Here is a 17,622-nt window from a genome sequence, read left to right as displayed (position 1 = left end):
ATGACTATTCCTGAAACAGAAATAATCAAGGTAGCAACTGGAAAAAGTCAATACGATATATCTATTGGTAGTAATATAGTTCAAAAGGCATTCGAAGAAATATTGGATGACTATAAGGATTCAAAAATTGCCATAATAACTGACTCAAATGTAGAAAGTATTTATGGCGATTTTCTTCAAAAACTTGGAAAAATTGATAGAGTTTTTGCATTGAGTTTCAAAGCAGGCGAAGAATCAAAAAATAGAAAAACAAAAGAAATATTAGAAGACAAACTTTTCGAACGTGGATTTGGAAGGGATACCTTGATTATTGCTTTAGGCGGTGGGGTAACTGGTGATCTTGCAGGTTTTATAGCTGCAACTTATATGAGGGGCGTACCCTTCATACAGATTCCCACAACACTTCTTTCCCAAGTTGACAGCAGTATAGGTGGCAAAGTTGGTATAGATCACCCTACAGGTAAGAATCTCTTGGGAGCATTTTACCCTCCAAGTAAAGTTTACATAGATACAGATTTTTTGAAGACACTACCAAATGAAGAAATAATCAATGGATTTGCTGAAATAATAAAGGCTGCAATAATACAAGACCTCCAACTTTTCAACTATTTAGAATCTAATATTGAAAGAGTGCTCAATCTAGAAAAAGGATATATAGAAAAGGCAATTGTTTCATCACTTAAAGTTAAGGCCCGAGTCGTAGAAATAGATGAGAGAGAAGCTGGCCTCAGAAAGATATTAAATTTTGGCCACACAATTGGACATGCAATAGAAATCCTTTCAAATTTTGAGATTCCCCACGGAAGAGCAGTTGGCTTAGGGATGGCAGTAGAAACGTTAATCTCAGAAAAAATTGGCATTTTAAAATTCGATGAAAAAGATAGAATTTTAGCACTTCTAAAAAAATCAAAATTACTTGATAAATCTTTCAAATTATCTGCAGACGAAATAATAAGAAAAACTACTTCGGATAAAAAATCTAGGAAAGGAGTAGCCGAATATTCCTTGGTAAAAGGTATAGGAGAAGCTGTATACGAGATAAAAGTTGAAGATAAGATAGTAAAAAACTCATTAGTGGAGAATGGATTCCTGTGATTACTGCTTCTATAATTCCTTCATCCCAAAAAGAGGCAATAAATCTTTTAGAAAAAGCACTATCCAAGGGGGAATTAGCAGAACTAAGGGTAGATTTGGTACCTGATTTGAATATTCCAGAAATTGGCAATAAATTCGACAAGAAAAGGATAATAGTAACCAATAGAAAAAAAGATGAAGGAGGATTATTTGAAGGAAGCGAGTCTGAGAGAATTATTCCATTGATTGAAGCAATAAAAAATGAGTTTGGATTTATAGATATAGAATATTCTTCTATAGATCCCTTAAACCTACTCCTTAGAAAAAAAAGAGAGTTAAATTCAGAAACAAAAATAATTGTGTCTTATCATAATTTTGGGAATACTCCTCCAAATATTAATGAAATATTGTCAGAAATAAAGGATAACTTTCCTGGCATAGTTAAGGTAGTAACTTATGCCAAAGATATTTCTGACAATTTGATAATTAAAGATCTTTTATCTTCTAAAATAAATACTGACAAAAAAATCATTTCTTTTTTAATGGGCGAGCGAGGAGAGATAAGCAGAATCCTTTGCAGATCGTGGGGGAGCTTCACTTCTTATGCGCCACTAAAAGGAGTTGGCCATACCGCTCCTGGGCAGATACCAATAGAGATACTAAAAGAGGTATACAGAGTTGATGCCATTAATGAAAATTTTGATATTTATGGACTTATTGGAAATCCCGTTAAGGAAAGTATAGGATACTATGTTCACAATAAATTATTTTCTCATTACAATATACAAGCAGTTTACCTGAACTTTTTAGTCGATGACATAAAGAAGTTCATGGATAATTATAAAGATATGTTTACTGGTCTATGCGTCACAATGCCTTTCAAGGAAAAAATTATCCCCTACTTGGACAATATAGACGAAATGGCCCTAAAAATTGGTGCAATAAATACAATAAAGAAAACTAGAGGGGGGGTTTTTGGCACAAACACCGATTGGATAGGGGCGGTATACTCTATCGAAAAATTGGATCAAATAAAGAATAAAAGGGTATTAATCCTTGGAGCAGGAGGTGCTGGAAAAGCCATAGCTTTTGGAATAGCAGATAGAAAAGGCCTAATAATTATTTCAAATAGGGATAATAAAAAGGCGCTAGAACTTTCAGAAAAAGTTGGGGCGGAAACAGTTTTGTGGGAAGATAGAACCAAAGTTGATTTTGATATCCTAATTAATGCCACAAAAATTGGAATGTTTCCAGAAGAGAACAACTGCCCAATGGGAGATTCATTTTTTGATAAAGACCTCTCTGGTGTAACAGTTTTTGATGCAGTTTATAGTCCCATAAATACAAAGTTATTAAAAATGTCCAATAAACAAGGGGCAAAAATTGCAAATGGATTGGATATGTACATTGGACAGGCAATGGCCCAATTTGAGCTATGGACTGGAATAAAACCTTCTTATGAAGAAATGGAAAAATTATCGAGAGAGGCTTTAAAGTTGAGGGGCGAACAAAATGGAAATTAAAGAGATAAAAAAATTAAATTTTGAAGTCGATGGTAGATTAAAAGCACCGCCTTCTAAAAGTTATACCCATAGATCTCTTTTCATTGCCGCTCTTTCAGAGGGAGAATCAAAGATTGTAGATCCTCTATTTTCAGACGATATTAATTATACGATTGATGCACTAAAAAAACTCGGAATAATAATAAGTGAAGAGTCGAATAAAGATGGAATTATTTTAAATGTAGAGGGACGTGGTGGGGCAATGAAAGAACCAGCATCTCCACTTTACATTGGTAATTCTGGGACAACACTTAGATTCCTCATGGCCGTAGCTTCTCTTGTAAATGGAACTGTTACCATTGATGGTGACGAAGAAGTAAGAAAACGGCCCGTCAAAGGTCTTGAAGATTCTCTAAAAAGACTAGGGGTGACAATTGACTCAAACAAAGGATGTCCCCCAGTTAGAATATCGTCAAATGGGATTATAGGTGGGGAGACATTACTTGAGCCAAGCCAAAGCAGTCAGTATCTTAGTGCTTTACTTTTGGCTTCACCTTATTCAAAACCCTATATGAAAATTAAGATTACTGGGCAAATACCATCAAGCCCCTATGTGGAGATGACAATAGACGTTATGAATAAATTTGGAGTCCCAGTTCAAAGAAAAGATTACTCTGAATTTTTAATTAATCCTTCAAGGTATGTGGGCCAAAAATATATAGTTGAAGGGGATTTCTCAAATTGCTCATATTTTATGGCGATTGCGGCCATAAGTAGGGGGAGACTAATTATAGAGAATCTTAATAAAGATTCCAAACAGGCCGATAAGGCATTTGTAAATATTTTAGAAAATATGGGGTGCAAGATAGAGTGGAACGATAACTCATTAATAGTAAGGGGCGGAGAACTTAAAGGTATTGAAATTGACATGAAAAAGTCTCCCGATATAGTTCCAACTTTGGCAGTTGTTTCAGCCTTTGCAAAAGGCCCAACTAAAATAAAAAACATTGAAACACTAAGATATAAAGAAACTGATAGGCTAAGTGCAGTTGCAAATGAGCTCACAAAGATTGGATGTAAGGTAGACGAAGGAGATGGCTACATAATTATAATTCCAGGAAAACTATCTGGTGCCGAAATTGAAACTTATAAAGACCACCGTATGGCAATGTCTTTTGCTGTAGCTGGGCTTTTTATCGAGGGGATAAAGATTCGTGATCCGGATTGTGTTTCAAAATCATACCCTAAATTTTGGGAAGATTTTTCAAAAATATGTGAGGGAATCAATTGAATATAGTTCTCTTTGGGTTAAGGTGTGTTGGGAAAACTATAGTTGGCCTTCATTTGTCAGAGATAACTGATAGGATTTTTTTTGACACTGACCGATTAATAGAAAAAAGAGAATCAAAAACTATTCCAGAAATAATAAATGAAAATGGCTGGGAATATTTTAGATTAAAAGAGAAGGAAGTCATTATAGACGTTTCAAAAGAGGGCAATGCCGTTATTTCTTTAGGCGGCGGTGCGTTGATGAATAGAGAAAATGTTGAATCATTGAAAGGCTCTATCTTTATTTTGCTAAAAGCAGATATATCTACAATGAAAGATAGAATGGAAAAAGACGCGCCTAGGCCTTCCCTTACTAATCATGATTCAAAATCTGAAATTGAATTAATCATGGCTGAAAGAATGCCAGTTTATAAAAAAATAGCAGATATAATTATAGATACAGACGACATAAGTGTCTACGAGGTCTGCGATAAAATCTTATTTGAGATTGAAAAAAGGGGCGTGGTCTAATGGGCGGAAATACTTATGGTAAATTATTTAGAATAACCACTTGGGGGGAGTCACACGGTAAAGCATTAGGCGTAGTTATTGACGGATGCCCACCCGGGATTAGTATTACTGAAGAAGAAATAAATAAGGAATTATCTCTTAGAAAACCTAAAAGTGATGGACTTTCAACATCACGAAAAGAAGGGGACAATTGTGAGATAGTGTCGGGTGTTTTTCAAGGGAAGACCCTTGGGACTCCTATTTCTATTATAATAAAAAATAAAGATGTTGACTCTTCCTCTTATGAAAATTTAAAAGGAGTATTTAGGCCTGGTCATGCAGATTACACTTACTTTAAGAAATATGGGCTCTATGATTATAGGGGCGGGGGAAGATCTTCTGGGAGAGAGACAGTTGCTAGGGTTGCAGCAGGTGCAGTTGCAAGAAAAGTATTGGAATCTGAGATTGATAATTTTGAACTATTTTCTTATACAAAAGCAATTGGAAAAATAAAAATACCCCGAATTGATGCTAGCTCATTGAAAAGAGAAGAGATAATAAATGATAGGCTATGGTGCCCCGATAAAAAAATATCTGAACAAATGGCTCAAGAGATTCTAGATGCAAAATCCCGCGGAGAATCTGTCGGAGGAATTGTTGAGATAGTTGCCAAAAACATCCCTGCTGGATTGGGTGAACCAGTTTTTGACAAGCTTGAAGCTGGCATTGGAAAAGGTCTCTTGTCCATAGGTGCAGTCAAAGGGGTTGAATTTGGCCAGGGATTCGGTCTTTCAAGCTTATTGGGGTCAGAAAGCAATGATCAGATGGATTCAAAAGGATTTATGACAAACAGAGCGGGGGGAATCCTAGGGGGCATCTCTAATGGTGAAGATATTGTTGTAAGAGTTGCAGTAAAACCAATACCTTCCATTTCTAAAAAACAAAAAACAGTTGATGTTGAAGGAAATGAAAAATCAATTGAAATTGGGGGAAGGCATGATCCTTGTGCAATTCCTAGAATTAATCCCGTGTGTGAAGCAATGGTAGCAGTTACACTTCTAGATCATTTGCTCTTGCAGAAATCGATAGGAGGGTTCTTGTGACTGTAGTCGGTATTATTGGTGGTACTGGAAAACTTGGTGGCCTATTTAAAAAAATATTTGAAGAGGAAGGATTTCAAGTAATCGTTTCATCAAGATCTACATCTCTTTCTAAAGAAGAGCTTATCAGAAAAAGTGATATTGTAATTGTATCTGTTCCAATTAAATCTACAATAGGGGTCATAAGAGAAATAGTCCCTTTCATGGGCGAAGGAAAACTTTTCATGGATCTAACCTCTCTTAAAGTAGGCCCAATAGATGAAATGCTAAAATCAAAAGCAGATGTTTTGGGAACCCATCCTCTATTTGCACCTTCAATTGGAGATATCAAAGGTCAGACGATAATACTATGTCCTGAAAGAATAACAAATGGAGATTTGTACCAAATGATTTACTCGATGCTTACCAAAAGGGGAGCAAAAATAGTTGAAATGACTCCAGAAACTCACGATAAAATGATGGGAGTAATTCAAGGTCTTACTCATTTTTCTGCGATAGTTCTTTGTCATTCCTTAAAAGATTTGGATTTTGATATAAAAAAAAGTTTTGACTGTACTAGCCCAGTATATAGGCTTACATTGGACATGGCTGGCAGAATCCTAAATCAAGAGCCTGAACTTTATGCAGACATCTCCCTTTTAAATCCAAAAACACATGAAATAGTATCACAGTATCTCCAAACAGCCGAGGCGTTATTCAAGAAAATTGAAGATAGAGATAGAGAAGGATTCATAAAATTCTTTGAAGAAGCCTCTGAGTATTTGGGCGAGTTCACTGAAAAAGCTGAAAAAGAGAGCAATATATTGATCAAAAGGATGGTGAGCGAATGAAGGTTTCAACTTTAGGGCCAAAAGGTACTTTTTCTCATGAAACTTCTTTACTCTTAGGCGCAGATGAGGTTTTATTCAAAAGAAGCATATGGGAAGTATTCAATGCAGTTGAGAACAGTGAATGTGAGGGGGGCGTTGTTCCCGTAGAGAATTCTCTTGTTGGAGGAGTATCCCAGACACTTGATAGCCTTATTGAATTCAATCTAAAGATTAACAAAGAGTATCTTTTACCTATTCACCATAATCTTGCATGTTGGGGGGAATTGGAAGATATCGAAGTGTTGTATTCTCATAGTCTCACTCTTTCACAATGTGAAAAATTTGTCAGAAACTATATGCCAAACGTCGAAATACATGAAACTTCTTCAAATGCAATTTCGGCAATTGAACTTTCAAATAGAAAAGATAATCGATACGCAGCACTTATATCTGAATTTGCCGCTGAAATCTACAATTTAAGGCTATTGAAAAAAGATGTACAAGATGAAAAACTCAACTTCACAAGATTTTTTGTTGTTGGCAATCAAAGCACACTGCCAACTGGAAAGGATAGAACTAGCATTGTAGTATCTCCAAGTGTTAATAGGCCGGGAGTTTTATACTCTGTTATAAAACCTTTTTATGACGCTGGCATTGACATGACTAAAATCGAGTCAAGACCTTCAAAGAAGAAAATGGGAGAATACATTTTTTTCATTGATTTTAAAGGCCACACCAAAGATAAGAAAATTAGTCAGACTCTAAAAGAACTATCTTCGATTTTTTCTGTTAAAGTTTTGGGGTCTTATCCTAGGGCATATTAGAGATTTCCTTTTTATTATTTAATATAATTATTTTAAAAATAAAAATTAATTAGAATAATTTAATGTCCATTCCGGAGATTTTGGAGGATTTGAACTTAGTAACTCTCTCCATTTTTCATCGGTCAATCTGTCACTCATCGGATGCTTAAATTCATAATAGCTCATCACTGGGCCAGCACCTAAAAAGGTCCTACCTTGCGGGGTCTTGTATGCAACTAGAATTATGTCGACGTATCCAACCCCCTCTTCAAGAACCATTTGGGTATTTCCATCTGTATGGACATCTGCAACTATTGTTGTCTTTCTTGCATTCTCTTCCACACTGTAGATAGAACTGTTTAATAGGTCTCCAAAGTTCTTTATGAAATCATAGTCGTCTTGGGTTAACTCTTCTGCCTTTAGTTCTTTTTCAGATATTTTAACTAATCTTTCCAATAATTTTTCAAGGTTTTGCAGCCTAGATCTTGAATTGTCGTCTAGAACTCCCATATCTTCAAGACCTCTATTTGTCATTCTAGTTAAGGCAAGAAGCCTATTATAAAATTCTGGAACTGGTTCAACATATCCTGTGACTTTTTCTTCTTCTGGGGGCAGAGCAGTTCTTTCTAACATTGTGTAACTTTGCTTTGCATACAAAATTGTATCATGTCTTAGTTCAGTCCACGAAGCAAGTGATGTGGTCAACTCTTTGTCTTGCCATGCATCTGTCTGCATAAATGTTGGATATCCTTCATTGTAATCTCTATTCAGTGATTTTAGGGAATACAACCAAGACCAGTAAAGATTTCTATTCCAATCTTGAATGGAGAAGGAATCAAACTCTTTTTTTAATTCAGTAATCTGTTTGTCGTAGTCTTTGTAGTTTGAATCGTCTAAAGATTCGAGTAAATAGCCTGCCCTATCTGACCCCATTATATACATAACGTCAAGGCCTCTAGGGAAGCCTCTTATAGGTCTTCCAGCACCAGATATAACAAACGTGAATGGTTTAGGAGTTTTATCCTCGAGATATTCTTGTGTATAGGTACCAACGAGATTAGAGAAAATATATGAATCTGGTACGAATCGCTGCCCCATTAATCTAAATCCTTTTGTATTTTCTAGACATTCATCTGCTTGCTCTGATGAAAAAGGTGGATTGATAATACAGTTACCTGTTCCGCCATATATTTTTGGCGAAGAGTATTCTGCAAGTTTAATTTTGATTTTATCTGTAGTTTCAGAGTTTAATGACTTTGGATTAAATTCATTGCCAAATACAAACCCAATTGCTTCAAGGTACTCATAGGGGCCTAAATCATCTGAGAATCCAACATAGAACGAGGTCACCCCATATATTCTATTCCATTTAGTCAAGAGATCATTTTCCAAGGCAAGATTGTAAGAAATTAGTGATGCCTGAATAGTCTGTATTCTTGCATCATATGTTGAGAGAAGAGCTTTACAAGGTGGGATTTCGGGACAATCCTTTCCAGGTTCAACTTGATCTGTTCCCTTAAGAATCATTGAAATCCTTCCATACCACATCATTGCTTTGAAATAGTTCTTTAGTTTTTCAGACCTAGTATAATGGCCTCTGGGCAGATACTGAGAATAGTCTTCATTATATATGAAAAGAGGCGATTTAGAAAACCCTTCATGCGCTTCTATAAGCTTTAGTTCCTTTTCAACATCTGATTTAACAAAAAATGGAACAGAAAAAGAGTATTTTGTCAATTCTTCTTCTTTGAAATACGAATCTCCACATTTCCACTCCTCTTTGTAAGGACAGATTTGATCTTCTTTAGGGGAAAGAAGACTTAAGGCAACCGATAGATATACTATATTTCTTCTTGAAGCTTCCTTTAATTCTCCATCAAAAGAATTATAGTCGTTAATTGATTTCTCCAATAGTTCATTTGATATGTTCCAAATGTCATCATAGAACTCTTTTTCTTCTATCTGTCTAAGAGTTTCATCAAATTGTATATGGTAAACATGGAGGAGTGAATCTGAAGTTATAAATATTGGAACTTCATAATTTTTTAGAGTTTCATAAGGCGCAGTTATATACTCTTCTTTTGAATTAAATGGATTTTTAATTACTATAAAACCGTTCTTTTTTATTAGGAATAGGTCCTTTTCATCTAAATTTAGTTTAGATTTTACATCTTCGTAATTGTAAATATCTTTTTCGTTTAGAGGTAAGTTATATTGAGGAGCATCTGGAACGATGGGTATATCGTCCAATTTGTAGTATTGATAAAAATCTCTATTCTCCATCTTTATGTTTGTTGGGTCTAAAGTTTTAATATCTGTCGCTTGATCTTTTACATCATTTGAGTTATCTGTGCATCCAATTAGTAGAAATGAGATTATTAAACAAACGCTAATTATTTTTGTTTTCATCGTCTACTTTTTGTTTTTATGTTATAAATAAGTTTTGATAAGATTCAATTTATTTTGAACTCTTTTTTGTAAATTTATTGAAACTAACCCAAAAAACTTAAATATTGACATTGTTTTTGTGGGTTAAGGGCAGTTAGCTCAGTCTGGTAGAGCAGTAGACTCTTAATCTACGGGTCAGGGGTTCGAATCCCTTACTGCCCGCCAATAACTTTTCTGGCGGTTAATTTTGAATTAGGGTGTTGTTTGGGGCTATTTAAATTATCCCTATTCTTCTTCAGAGTATTCGATTTTTTACAGACCATAAAAAACAAATAGTATGAAATATAAAATAAAGAGCATGCCTTTGAAATTTGAAAAACTTGCATATATCTTAAATGAATTAGAAAGTACTTCCTCAAATCAGAAAATGGAAAAAATAATGGCCGATTTTATCAGAGAACTCTCTCCCGATGATATTGAATATGTTTCTTATATGTTAATTGGAAGAATTTCCCCTATTTACAAAAGTATTAAAATCGGAATGGCCGAAAAAATGATATTGAAAAGTATATCAGCCGCAACTGGTAATAACGAGGAAAAGGTAAAAAAACTGTTTAGTAAACTGGGCGATTTGGGTTTGGTGGCGGAGCAATTAAACAAAAATAAGAAATCTGATTTAACAATAAAACAAGTTTTTGATACCCTATATAAAATCGCATCTGAAGAGGGGGCTGGAAGTAAAGAAAAAAAGAAGGGGATACTCTCTTCTTTATTGAAAAACTCTTCTAAAATTGAAAGTAAGTATATACCAAGGATAATTATGGGAAATTTAAGAACTGGCGCAAGTGATAAAACTCTTTTGCATGTTTTAGCGGATTTGTATGCCCACGGAAAAAAAGATAGGAAAAAGATTGAACATGCATATAACATTTGTCCGGATATTGGTTTGATATCGAAGGAGATCTCAAAAAAAGGACTAGAATCAATAGAAAAAATAAATATTGTTATTGGTAAACCAATCCAGATGATGCTTGCCCAGAGAGTAAAAAAAATAACTTTGATCGAAGATAAAATGTCTTTTCCTATAATTTGCGAGGAGAAATATGATGGCGAAAGGGTACAGGTACATTATGATGGTAAAAAAATAACTCTATTTAGCAGGAGATTGAGTGATATATCCAATCAATTCCCAGATGTTTCATCGGCCTTGAAGGATGTAATTGAATCAGATAAATTTATTGTAGAAGGGGAGATAGTCCCTATTTCTGAAGACGAAACACTATTACCCTTCCAAAAATTAATGCAAAGAAAAAGAAAGGAAAATGTAAAAGAGTATGTCAAAAAAGTACCTGTTAGAATTTATTTATTTGATTTACTCTACTTAGATGGTAAATCTCTTTTAAAAACTTCTTATCCAAAAAGGCGTAAATCTTTGAGGGGAATACTAAAGAAGTCTGAAATAGTAAAACTTGCAAATGGAAAAAAATGCAGGGATACTGATTGCATTGAGGATTTTTTCAATTGGTGCATAGAGAATGGTTCAGAAGGGATAATCGCCAAAAGCTGTAAAGAAGATTCAATTTATACAGCAGGAGCACGAGGGTACAACTGGATAAAATGGAAACAGGAATATCAGGAGATGGTAGATACTTTTGATCTTGTTGTAGTTGGGGCATACTACGGCAAAGGTAAAAGAAAAGGAAGCTATGGCTCTCTATTGTGTTGTGTTTATAATAGTGGAGAGGATATATTTGAAACATTCTGTAAGCTTGGTAGCGGATTCACCGATGATATTCTAGATAATTTTAATGAAAAATTTAAAAAATATAAAATTGACCATAAACCTGCCAGGCTTTCTATTAAAGACAATATTGAACCGGATGTTTATTTCAATCCTGAAATTGTCATAGAAGTATTAGGAGCACAAATTACTGAAAGTCCTAGCCATACTACTGGAGGGGGTTTAGCTTTAAGATTTCCAAGGTTTAAAAAATATAGAGATGATAAGAAACCAGAACAAGCGACAACCACAAAGGAAGTAACTGAGATATACTCTAGTTAGTTTTATTTTTTAAATGTTCTCTTTAATTCTTTTATTTCTTGGGTATTTATAATATCTCTCTTTTTGGCCCATCCTCTTCTTGCAACAGCAACACCAAGAGTGAAATATTTTAACTGATCTTGATTATGGGCATCGGTTCCGATAGAAAGTTTAACATCTTTTTCTATTGCAAGTTTAACATTATAATCATTTAAATCCAAACGCTCGGGGTATGCATTTATTTCCATAATTACATTATTGTCCGATGCAGCTTTCAAGACTTTTTCCATATCTATAGATATTTCTTTTCTCTTGTTAATAAGCCGACAAGTAGGATGCCCAATTATGTCCACCTTTCCGCCTTTAATTGAATTGACTAATCTCTCAGTCATTTCTTTTTTATTCATTCTTAATGATGAGTGTATGCTTCCAATTACTAGATCAATCTCATCAATAATCTCGTTGCTGATGTCTATAGAGCCGTCTTTTTCTATATTTGCTTCTACACCCCGAAATACATGGATATCTTTGTTTTTTTCTTGAATTTTTTCAATCTCTGCCATCTGTTTTCTAAGATTTTTTATTTTCATACTTTTAGCTATTTTTAAATTTCCAATATGGTCAGTAATTGCTATAAACTTGTGCCCAAGTTTTTTAGCTCCTGTTACCATATCTTCAATTGAATCCTTTCCATCACTCCAATTACTATGAACATGAAGATCCCCTTTAAGATCTTTGTAATCTATAAGCGAGGGTAATTTTTTTTCAATGGAAGCCTTTATCTCGCCTCTGTTTTCCCTTAGTTCTGGAGGAATCCAATCAAGTGACAAAGTTTTATAGATATTTTTTTCATTTTTTGATTCTATTTTCTTTTTTCCTTCAAAAATTCCATATTCATTCAACTTGTAACCTTTTTTTATAGCAATTTTTCTCAAAGCTACATTGTGATCTTTGCTACCCGTAAAGTATTGAAGTGCTGCACCAAAACTATCCTCCTCAATAATCCTCAAATCAACCTGTATGCCACCACTTATTAGAACAGATACCTTTTTCTCACCTTTAAGTAAAATCTTTGTAACATCTTTAATATCGATAAATGTTTTAATTAGTTTAGCATTATTTTTTGTCGTTGCTAATATATCTATGTCTCCTACGGTTTCTACCTTTCTTCGGATTGAGCCAGCAAGCTCTATTCTTATAGCATCGCTTTTAATATCTTCAACTATCTCGTTAGCAATTGGAAGTATATATCCTAGTAGATGTCTATCCCCTGTTTTTCTTGCAAAATCTATATTTTCTAAAATCTTCTTTTCAATAGTTTTACCAAAATTTTCAATCTTACTTATTTCTCCTTTTTCAGCCGCTTTTTCAAGATCATCTAAATTTTCAATCCCAAGTTTCTTATGAAGTAAATTTATTCTTTTAGGCCCTAAGCCCTCAACTCCAGAAAGAGACTCTATATCCACAGGAGTTTTTTTCTTTAGCTCTTCCAATTTTTTTACTTTACCAGTTTCTATAAATTCAATTATTTTTTTTTTAATACTTTCTCCGATACCGGGGATATCTTTTAAGTTATCTCCTTTGTATATATCTTCTATATCTTCCCCAAGATCCCTTATATTTCGTGCAGCCTTTCTATACGCACGGGGTTTAAACTGCACATCATCCATCTCTAATAAATCTGCAATTTCATCCAGAATGTCTGCAATTTCAGAATTTTTCATCAAAATATCTATATTAAAACAAAGTTTATATATTTAATTACATAAACCTATGGGCCAGTTAATAACAAAGTTTTTGGAAGACAGGCAGATATAAAAGAGAGAATATTTGAAAATCTTAATTTAAACTGATTATTTAAATAAAGTCATCATATAAATTAAAATTTAAATGGCCCCGTCTTTAATCTAGTGGCCAGAGATTCAATGTCTTATAGCATACCAATTCTTCTTGCGAGAATATTTTGTATTAACTAAGCACCAAAATGTTGCCCAATTACAAGACCAAATTAGAAATCGATATTTTAGGGTCAAAAACATGATTATTAATTATTTTTTTGTAGTGCCCAGCCTATAACAATCCCTAAAGCAATTCCTCCTCCAATACCAATTGATAAACCCATAGCAATATCCCTTACAATAATCCCAATAATAATCCCAATAACTGCCCCTAAGACAAAACCGATAGCAACACCCATTTCCATTTTGTTCATAATATACCCAGAATACCTTTGAATAAGCCCATTTAAATTTTTAACGAATAAATCCTGCTAGCTATACGTCTTTTATTTTGAAATAACACCAATTTCTATTTCACTTTCATTTAGGATTTCTTCAAATAGGGAACTATTCCATTTGCAACCTGGATCTGGAGCCATATAATCTCCATAGTAAGCATATGCTCTTGCCCTACATCCTCCGCAGTAGTGTCTGTAATCACATTTTCCACAGTTTCCCTTAACAGCTTCTTTATTCCTTAAATTGTTAAGTACTTCATTCTCATCCCAAATCTTCTCGAAATCATCTGTTAAGATATTGCCTATAGTTATAGGCATAAATACGCATGGGTCGATATCTCCGTTAGCCCTTATGGCGCAGTATAGTCTTCCTGCACCACAACCACCTATGAATTCAGATATCTTTTCTAATGGGCCCACCTTAGGTGTGTTAAAAAAGTGAGTTGGAATAAACTCTTTTTCGCTACCCGTTTCTTCTTGCAAGGCGACTCTGCCAAATTGGGGCGCAGTAGAAACAATCTCAAGATTTATGCATTTGTTTTCTTTGTACAAGTACCTTAGAAGATTTTCCCTATCTTCTGGAGCTATATCGTTTTTTGCAATAAATTTGCCTCTGCCAGTTGGAATAAAATTATAGCTTATTATGGACTGAGCCCCAAGACCTTGAACAAATTCTATCAGTTCGGGTACATCTTCAAGATTGTCTTTGGTAATTGTTGTAGCCACGCTTGTATATATCCCAGCTTCTACAACATTTTTTATACCCTCAACAGTTCTATCAAAAGCTCCGTTTACACCTCTGAACATATCGTGAGTATACGCATCCTTTCCATCAAGGCTAATCTGCACATTCCATACTCCAAAATCTTTTAGTTTACTAGCAACCTCTTTTGTTATCAAAGTTCCATTTGATGCAACAGAAACCGCCATTCCGATGTCCGTGCAATATTGCAATATTTCAAAAAAATCTTTTCTCATCAGAGGCTCTCCGCCTGAAAAAGCTATAAGTGATATTCCAGAGTCAAAAAGTTTGTCAATTCCGATTTTTACCTCTGAAAAACTAAGTTCCTTTCGCATACCCATTCCAGATCCAGAATAGCAGTGTTTGCAATTCAAGTTGCACTTATTTGTAATATCCCAAACGACTAAAAATGGGGCTCCAGAAACAAAAGATTTTCTTACTCCAAATTTGGATATGCCTTTTAACACACTTAAAAGCCCCCTTTCAAAAAGATCTAATTGAAAAGTATCGATTAAGGCATCTTTAGATATGCCGAGAGCTTTTATAGTTTCGTCGAGAATTAATCCTAAACTTTTCGCCGAAGCCTTACACTTCAAACATGCGTCTTGTCGCTTACCCAAATAGATATCTAAACCAACTTCTAAATATGATTTTCGATCAACTGGGCATTTACTGGCCAGTTTACCAACAATTTCTTTTGAAATAGGATTGTTAGCTATTGATCCAAGAAGGGTAGCTGTATCAAATAACTTCATTCTTACACCTTCTTACTACTTACTATTAGTTAAGTAAATATTTAAGTTTATTCCTAATTATAACTAAAAGTTATTAAATAATTAAAAAAAATTCCTATAAATTATATTTTAAGTATATTTTTTATAGACAATCCATAAATTAATTATCGTCAATAGTAAATAAGTAAATATTTAAAATCTACAGTGTTTTTAAATATAAAATAAAATAATTAATAACAGTATCGTAGAGTTTTTTAATTCTTTTAGAATTTCAATATCTTTCTTCACTTTTCTGTAGTTTATTTTTGTTAAAACTGAAATCTCATTGGCATCCAAAAATCCTTGATGTCTGTTCATCAATTCAATAACTTTAGTATCCATATTACCCGCCTTAACAGGATTTAATCTGAATAAAAAGTCTATATCCTTTGATAAAGCGGAAGATAGTATTTATGATTTCTAAAATGTCCAACATCTTCATTTATACTTAAGATTTTATTAAATTACTATCCCTTAACTATATTTTTGTTTACTATTTTAATATTAATTGATTTTTTATTACTTAATTTTATAGTATGACTTAAATATGCTTATATTTTCTTTCTTTTATGATAACTTGGAAAGATTTTGAAAAAGTAGAGATGAGGGTCGGTAGAGTATTAGAAGTTAATGATTTTCCTGAAGCAAATAATCCTTCTTATAAATTAATCATAGACTTTGGAGAATACGGCATAAAAAAATCTAGTGCACAAATTACAAAACTTTATGAAAAAGAGGATTTATTGAATAGGCAGGTCGTAGCTGTTACTAACTTTCCCCCTAAACAGATTGCAAACTTTATTTCTGAATGCTTGGTCTTGGGTGTTGTATTGAATGCGAAGGAAGTTGTCTTATTGCAACCTGATCGAGAAGTCAAGGAAGGGTATAGGATTCTTTAGGGCTTTACTACTATTGATTATCAATATTGTATTATTTATTGCTAACCAATAACTTTATATATAGATGTCAATATAGTTATTATTGTCAATCAACATTGACAAAAACCTATCCGTTAGTAGGGATCTTGGAGCAGATTCCTGCATATAAAACTCCAATTACGATGATGGGGGAGAAATCCCCCTGAGTATATTTATCTTCTATTATTTTTTAAGTTAAATGTCGATAAATTAGGATTACCTACACGGCGATATTATCGGTTAATACCGAAAAGTTTATATATGATTGCCTTAAAATATGTTTGTTTGAGTATATTATTTTTTAGTAATATCACTAAAAAGCATATATTCAAACGAGTTGATTAAGTCGATTGACTTTTTCAAATATAAAATGGAGGAAAAAACAATGTCTGGAATTGGATATTTTGGTCCAAAGAGAAAGCCCGGATACGAAGAGCAGCCTTCAATCAACCCACAGTTCTTAAAACTAAGACTACCATTCTACCACTACCCAATCGAGTATCAGGACTTTATCCAAGGAATGATTTTGGCATGTGTACCTTTGGGTATCACGGCAACTATGGTGCCTACACTAGGAATACCAATTGAAATAGCAGTTTTAATGGTAATGATAAACAACTTTTTCTATCTATGGCACACTTCTTTTGGTGACCCATCAGTAGCCGGTTGGATTACACCTGGTATACCAATTTATGTCGCTTACTTTGAGACTTTCTCAAAGGATATCGTTGGCCCCAGCGGGGTTTATATAGAGAGGATGCAAGCATTGATTGCAGTTCAGCTTGTGCTAGCTATAATCTTCTTAGTACTAGGAGTCTCTGGTGCAGGTAGAAGCTTTGTAGATCACATTCCAAAATCAATCACTGCAGGTATTCTTTTAGGTTCTGGTCTAGCATCTCTAGAGAGGATCTTTAACCCAGCACAGCCATTCGTAAAGGACTTACCAGTATCATTCCTAGTATCTGCGTTCTTGTCCCTATTCCTATTGTTCTCTAAGAGGGCAGTACAATGGAGGAAGAGTAACAAGATATTTGCTTGGCTCGCAGGTTTCGGTATAGTGCCTGGATTCGTTATAGGTTACATCCTCGGAGTTATCACCGGTGAAATCAAGGTCGATATGGCAAAGATTACCTCAAGAGCATTGATTGAAATGCCATGGGGAAGAATGATAGATGAAGTGTCTGTCTTTGGTGTCGGATGGCCATCAGCTACCCTTATAGGTGCCGGTGTCGCTGTCGCTATAGTCGCATACATCATTGCATTCGGAGATATCATCGTTCTAAAGGCCTTAATCAAACAGGCCGACGAAGCAAGACCAGATGAGAAACTACTTGTCCACATCGGAAGAAACCACATCATTACAGGATGGAGGAACTTATTCCAGGGTCTCTTCTTACCATACTTGCCATTACTAGGTCCACAGTGGACCGGTGGTCAGGCGTTGGTAGTACAGAGATA

General features: G+C 34.3%; 15 protein-coding genes and 1 tRNA gene. 11 read left to right on the top strand and 5 right to left on the bottom strand.

Annotated features, from left to right (window positions below; genetic code table 11):
• Genes aroB through pheA form a run of 7 tightly spaced genes read left to right on the top strand, consistent with a single transcriptional unit; the run spans position 1 to position 7,088 of the window.
• A complete protein-coding gene (aroB, locus tag HPY60_01575) occupies positions 1-1,095 on the top strand; it encodes a 3-dehydroquinate synthase (protein ID NPV49873.1) in 1,095 nt (364 codons plus the stop codon).
• On the top strand, positions 1,092-2,597 hold the full coding sequence (gene aroE, locus HPY60_01570) for a shikimate dehydrogenase (GenBank protein ID NPV49872.1): 1,506 nt from the start codon (positions 1,092-1,094) through the stop codon (positions 2,595-2,597). Before aroB ends, aroE begins: the two co-directional genes overlap by 4 nt.
• A complete protein-coding gene (gene aroA / locus HPY60_01565; protein ID NPV49871.1) occupies positions 2,587-3,867 on the top strand; it encodes a 3-phosphoshikimate 1-carboxyvinyltransferase in 1,281 nt (426 codons plus the stop codon). The genes aroE and aroA overlap by 11 nt, the downstream gene beginning before the upstream one ends.
• The gene (locus HPY60_01560; GenBank protein NPV49870.1) at positions 3,864-4,376 is read left to right on the top strand and encodes a shikimate kinase; all 513 of its coding nucleotides are present in this window, start codon (positions 3,864-3,866) and stop codon (positions 4,374-4,376) included. The genes aroA and HPY60_01560 overlap by 4 nt, the downstream gene beginning before the upstream one ends.
• Positions 4,376-5,458 carry a chorismate synthase gene (gene aroC / locus HPY60_01555; protein ID NPV49869.1) on the top strand — a complete coding sequence of 361 codons (1,083 nt, stop codon included), beginning with the start codon at positions 4,376-4,378 and terminating at the stop codon, positions 5,456-5,458. Before HPY60_01560 ends, aroC begins: the two co-directional genes overlap by 1 nt.
• Positions 5,455-6,285 (top strand): prephenate dehydrogenase/arogenate dehydrogenase family protein, encoded by an 831-nt coding sequence (locus tag HPY60_01550; GenBank protein ID NPV49868.1) that lies wholly within the window; start codon positions 5,455-5,457, stop codon positions 6,283-6,285. The genes aroC and HPY60_01550 overlap by 4 nt, the downstream gene beginning before the upstream one ends.
• Positions 6,282-7,088: a prephenate dehydratase gene (pheA, locus tag HPY60_01545; protein ID NPV49867.1), complete on the top strand. Its 807-nt coding sequence runs from the start codon at positions 6,282-6,284 to the stop codon at positions 7,086-7,088. Before HPY60_01550 ends, pheA begins: the two co-directional genes overlap by 4 nt.
• A gap of 45 nt (positions 7,089-7,133) precedes the next feature.
• Here pheA and HPY60_01540 read toward each other — a convergent pair whose 3' ends face one another.
• On the bottom strand, positions 7,134-9,476 hold the full coding sequence (locus tag HPY60_01540) for a DUF3160 domain-containing protein (GenBank protein NPV49866.1): 2,343 nt from the start codon (positions 9,474-9,476) through the stop codon (positions 7,134-7,136).
• Positions 9,477-9,603: 127 nt separating this feature from the next.
• On the opposite strand from HPY60_01540, the gene HPY60_01535 reads away from it, so the two are divergent.
• A tRNA-Lys gene (locus HPY60_01535) sits at positions 9,604-9,680 on the top strand.
• A 112-nt stretch (positions 9,681-9,792) separates the two neighbouring features.
• The gene (locus HPY60_01530) at positions 9,793-11,517 is read left to right on the top strand and encodes an ATP-dependent DNA ligase (GenBank protein ID NPV49865.1); all 1,725 of its coding nucleotides are present in this window, start codon (positions 9,793-9,795) and stop codon (positions 11,515-11,517) included.
• Positions 11,518-11,519: 2 nt separating this feature from the next.
• Here HPY60_01530 and polX read toward each other — a convergent pair whose 3' ends face one another.
• The 4 genes from polX to HPY60_01510 all read right to left on the bottom strand — a co-directional run bounded on the left by polX (position 11,520) and on the right by HPY60_01510 (position 15,589).
• Positions 11,520-13,220 carry a DNA polymerase/3'-5' exonuclease PolX gene (gene polX / locus HPY60_01525; protein ID NPV49864.1) on the bottom strand — a complete coding sequence of 567 codons (1,701 nt, stop codon included), beginning with the start codon at positions 13,218-13,220 and terminating at the stop codon, positions 11,520-11,522.
• Positions 13,221-13,540: 320 nt separating this feature from the next.
• Positions 13,541-13,708, bottom strand: coding sequence for a hypothetical protein (locus HPY60_01520; protein ID NPV49863.1), 168 nt, complete (start codon positions 13,706-13,708; stop codon positions 13,541-13,543).
• Between the two features lie 72 nt (positions 13,709-13,780).
• Positions 13,781-15,229, bottom strand: coding sequence for a radical SAM protein (locus HPY60_01515; GenBank protein ID NPV49862.1), 1,449 nt, complete (start codon positions 15,227-15,229; stop codon positions 13,781-13,783).
• Between the two features lie 189 nt (positions 15,230-15,418).
• Positions 15,419-15,589, bottom strand: coding sequence for a hypothetical protein (locus tag HPY60_01510; protein ID NPV49861.1), 171 nt, complete (start codon positions 15,587-15,589; stop codon positions 15,419-15,421).
• 227 nt (positions 15,590-15,816) lie between these two features.
• Between HPY60_01510 and HPY60_01505 the strand changes: the two genes are divergently transcribed.
• Positions 15,817-16,146 (top strand): tRNA-binding protein, encoded by a 330-nt coding sequence (locus HPY60_01505; protein NPV49860.1) that lies wholly within the window; start codon positions 15,817-15,819, stop codon positions 16,144-16,146.
• Positions 16,147-16,549: 403 nt separating this feature from the next.
• On the top strand, positions 16,550-17,622 hold a 1,073-nt coding region (locus HPY60_01500; protein ID NPV49859.1), incomplete at its 3' end, for a hypothetical protein.

This window comes from Methanofastidiosum sp., assembly GCA_013178285.1.
Classification (GTDB): Archaea; Methanobacteriota_B; Thermococci; order Methanofastidiosales; family Methanofastidiosaceae; genus Methanofastidiosum.
This window is presented reverse-complemented; position numbering and strand designations above follow the sequence as displayed.

What these genes read in the sequence shown, in the direction of transcription:
- aroB (NPV49873.1), top strand. Translation starts at nt 1, where the DNA reads ATGACTATTCCTGAAACAGAAATAATCAAGGTAGCAACTGGAAAAAGT.
- aroC (NPV49869.1), top strand. Translation starts at nt 4,376, where the DNA reads ATGGGCGGAAATACTTATGGTAAATTATTTAGAATAACCACTTGGGGG.
- HPY60_01510 (NPV49861.1), bottom strand. Translation starts at nt 15,589, where the DNA reads ATGGATACTAAAGTTATTGAATTGATGAACAGACATCAAGGATTTTTG.
- HPY60_01530 (NPV49865.1), top strand. Translation starts at nt 9,793, where the DNA reads ATGAAATATAAAATAAAGAGCATGCCTTTGAAATTTGAAAAACTTGCA.
- HPY60_01540 (NPV49866.1), bottom strand. Translation starts at nt 9,476, where the DNA reads ATGAAAACAAAAATAATTAGCGTTTGTTTAATAATCTCATTTCTACTA.
- pheA (NPV49867.1), top strand. Translation starts at nt 6,282, where the DNA reads ATGAAGGTTTCAACTTTAGGGCCAAAAGGTACTTTTTCTCATGAAACT.
- HPY60_01505 (NPV49860.1), top strand. Translation starts at nt 15,817, where the DNA reads ATGATAACTTGGAAAGATTTTGAAAAAGTAGAGATGAGGGTCGGTAGA.
- aroA (NPV49871.1), top strand. Translation starts at nt 2,587, where the DNA reads ATGGAAATTAAAGAGATAAAAAAATTAAATTTTGAAGTCGATGGTAGA.
- HPY60_01520 (NPV49863.1), bottom strand. Translation starts at nt 13,708, where the DNA reads ATGAACAAAATGGAAATGGGTGTTGCTATCGGTTTTGTCTTAGGGGCA.
- polX (NPV49864.1), bottom strand. Translation starts at nt 13,220, where the DNA reads ATGAAAAATTCTGAAATTGCAGACATTCTGGATGAAATTGCAGATTTA.
- HPY60_01515 (NPV49862.1), bottom strand. Translation starts at nt 15,229, where the DNA reads ATGAAGTTATTTGATACAGCTACCCTTCTTGGATCAATAGCTAACAAT.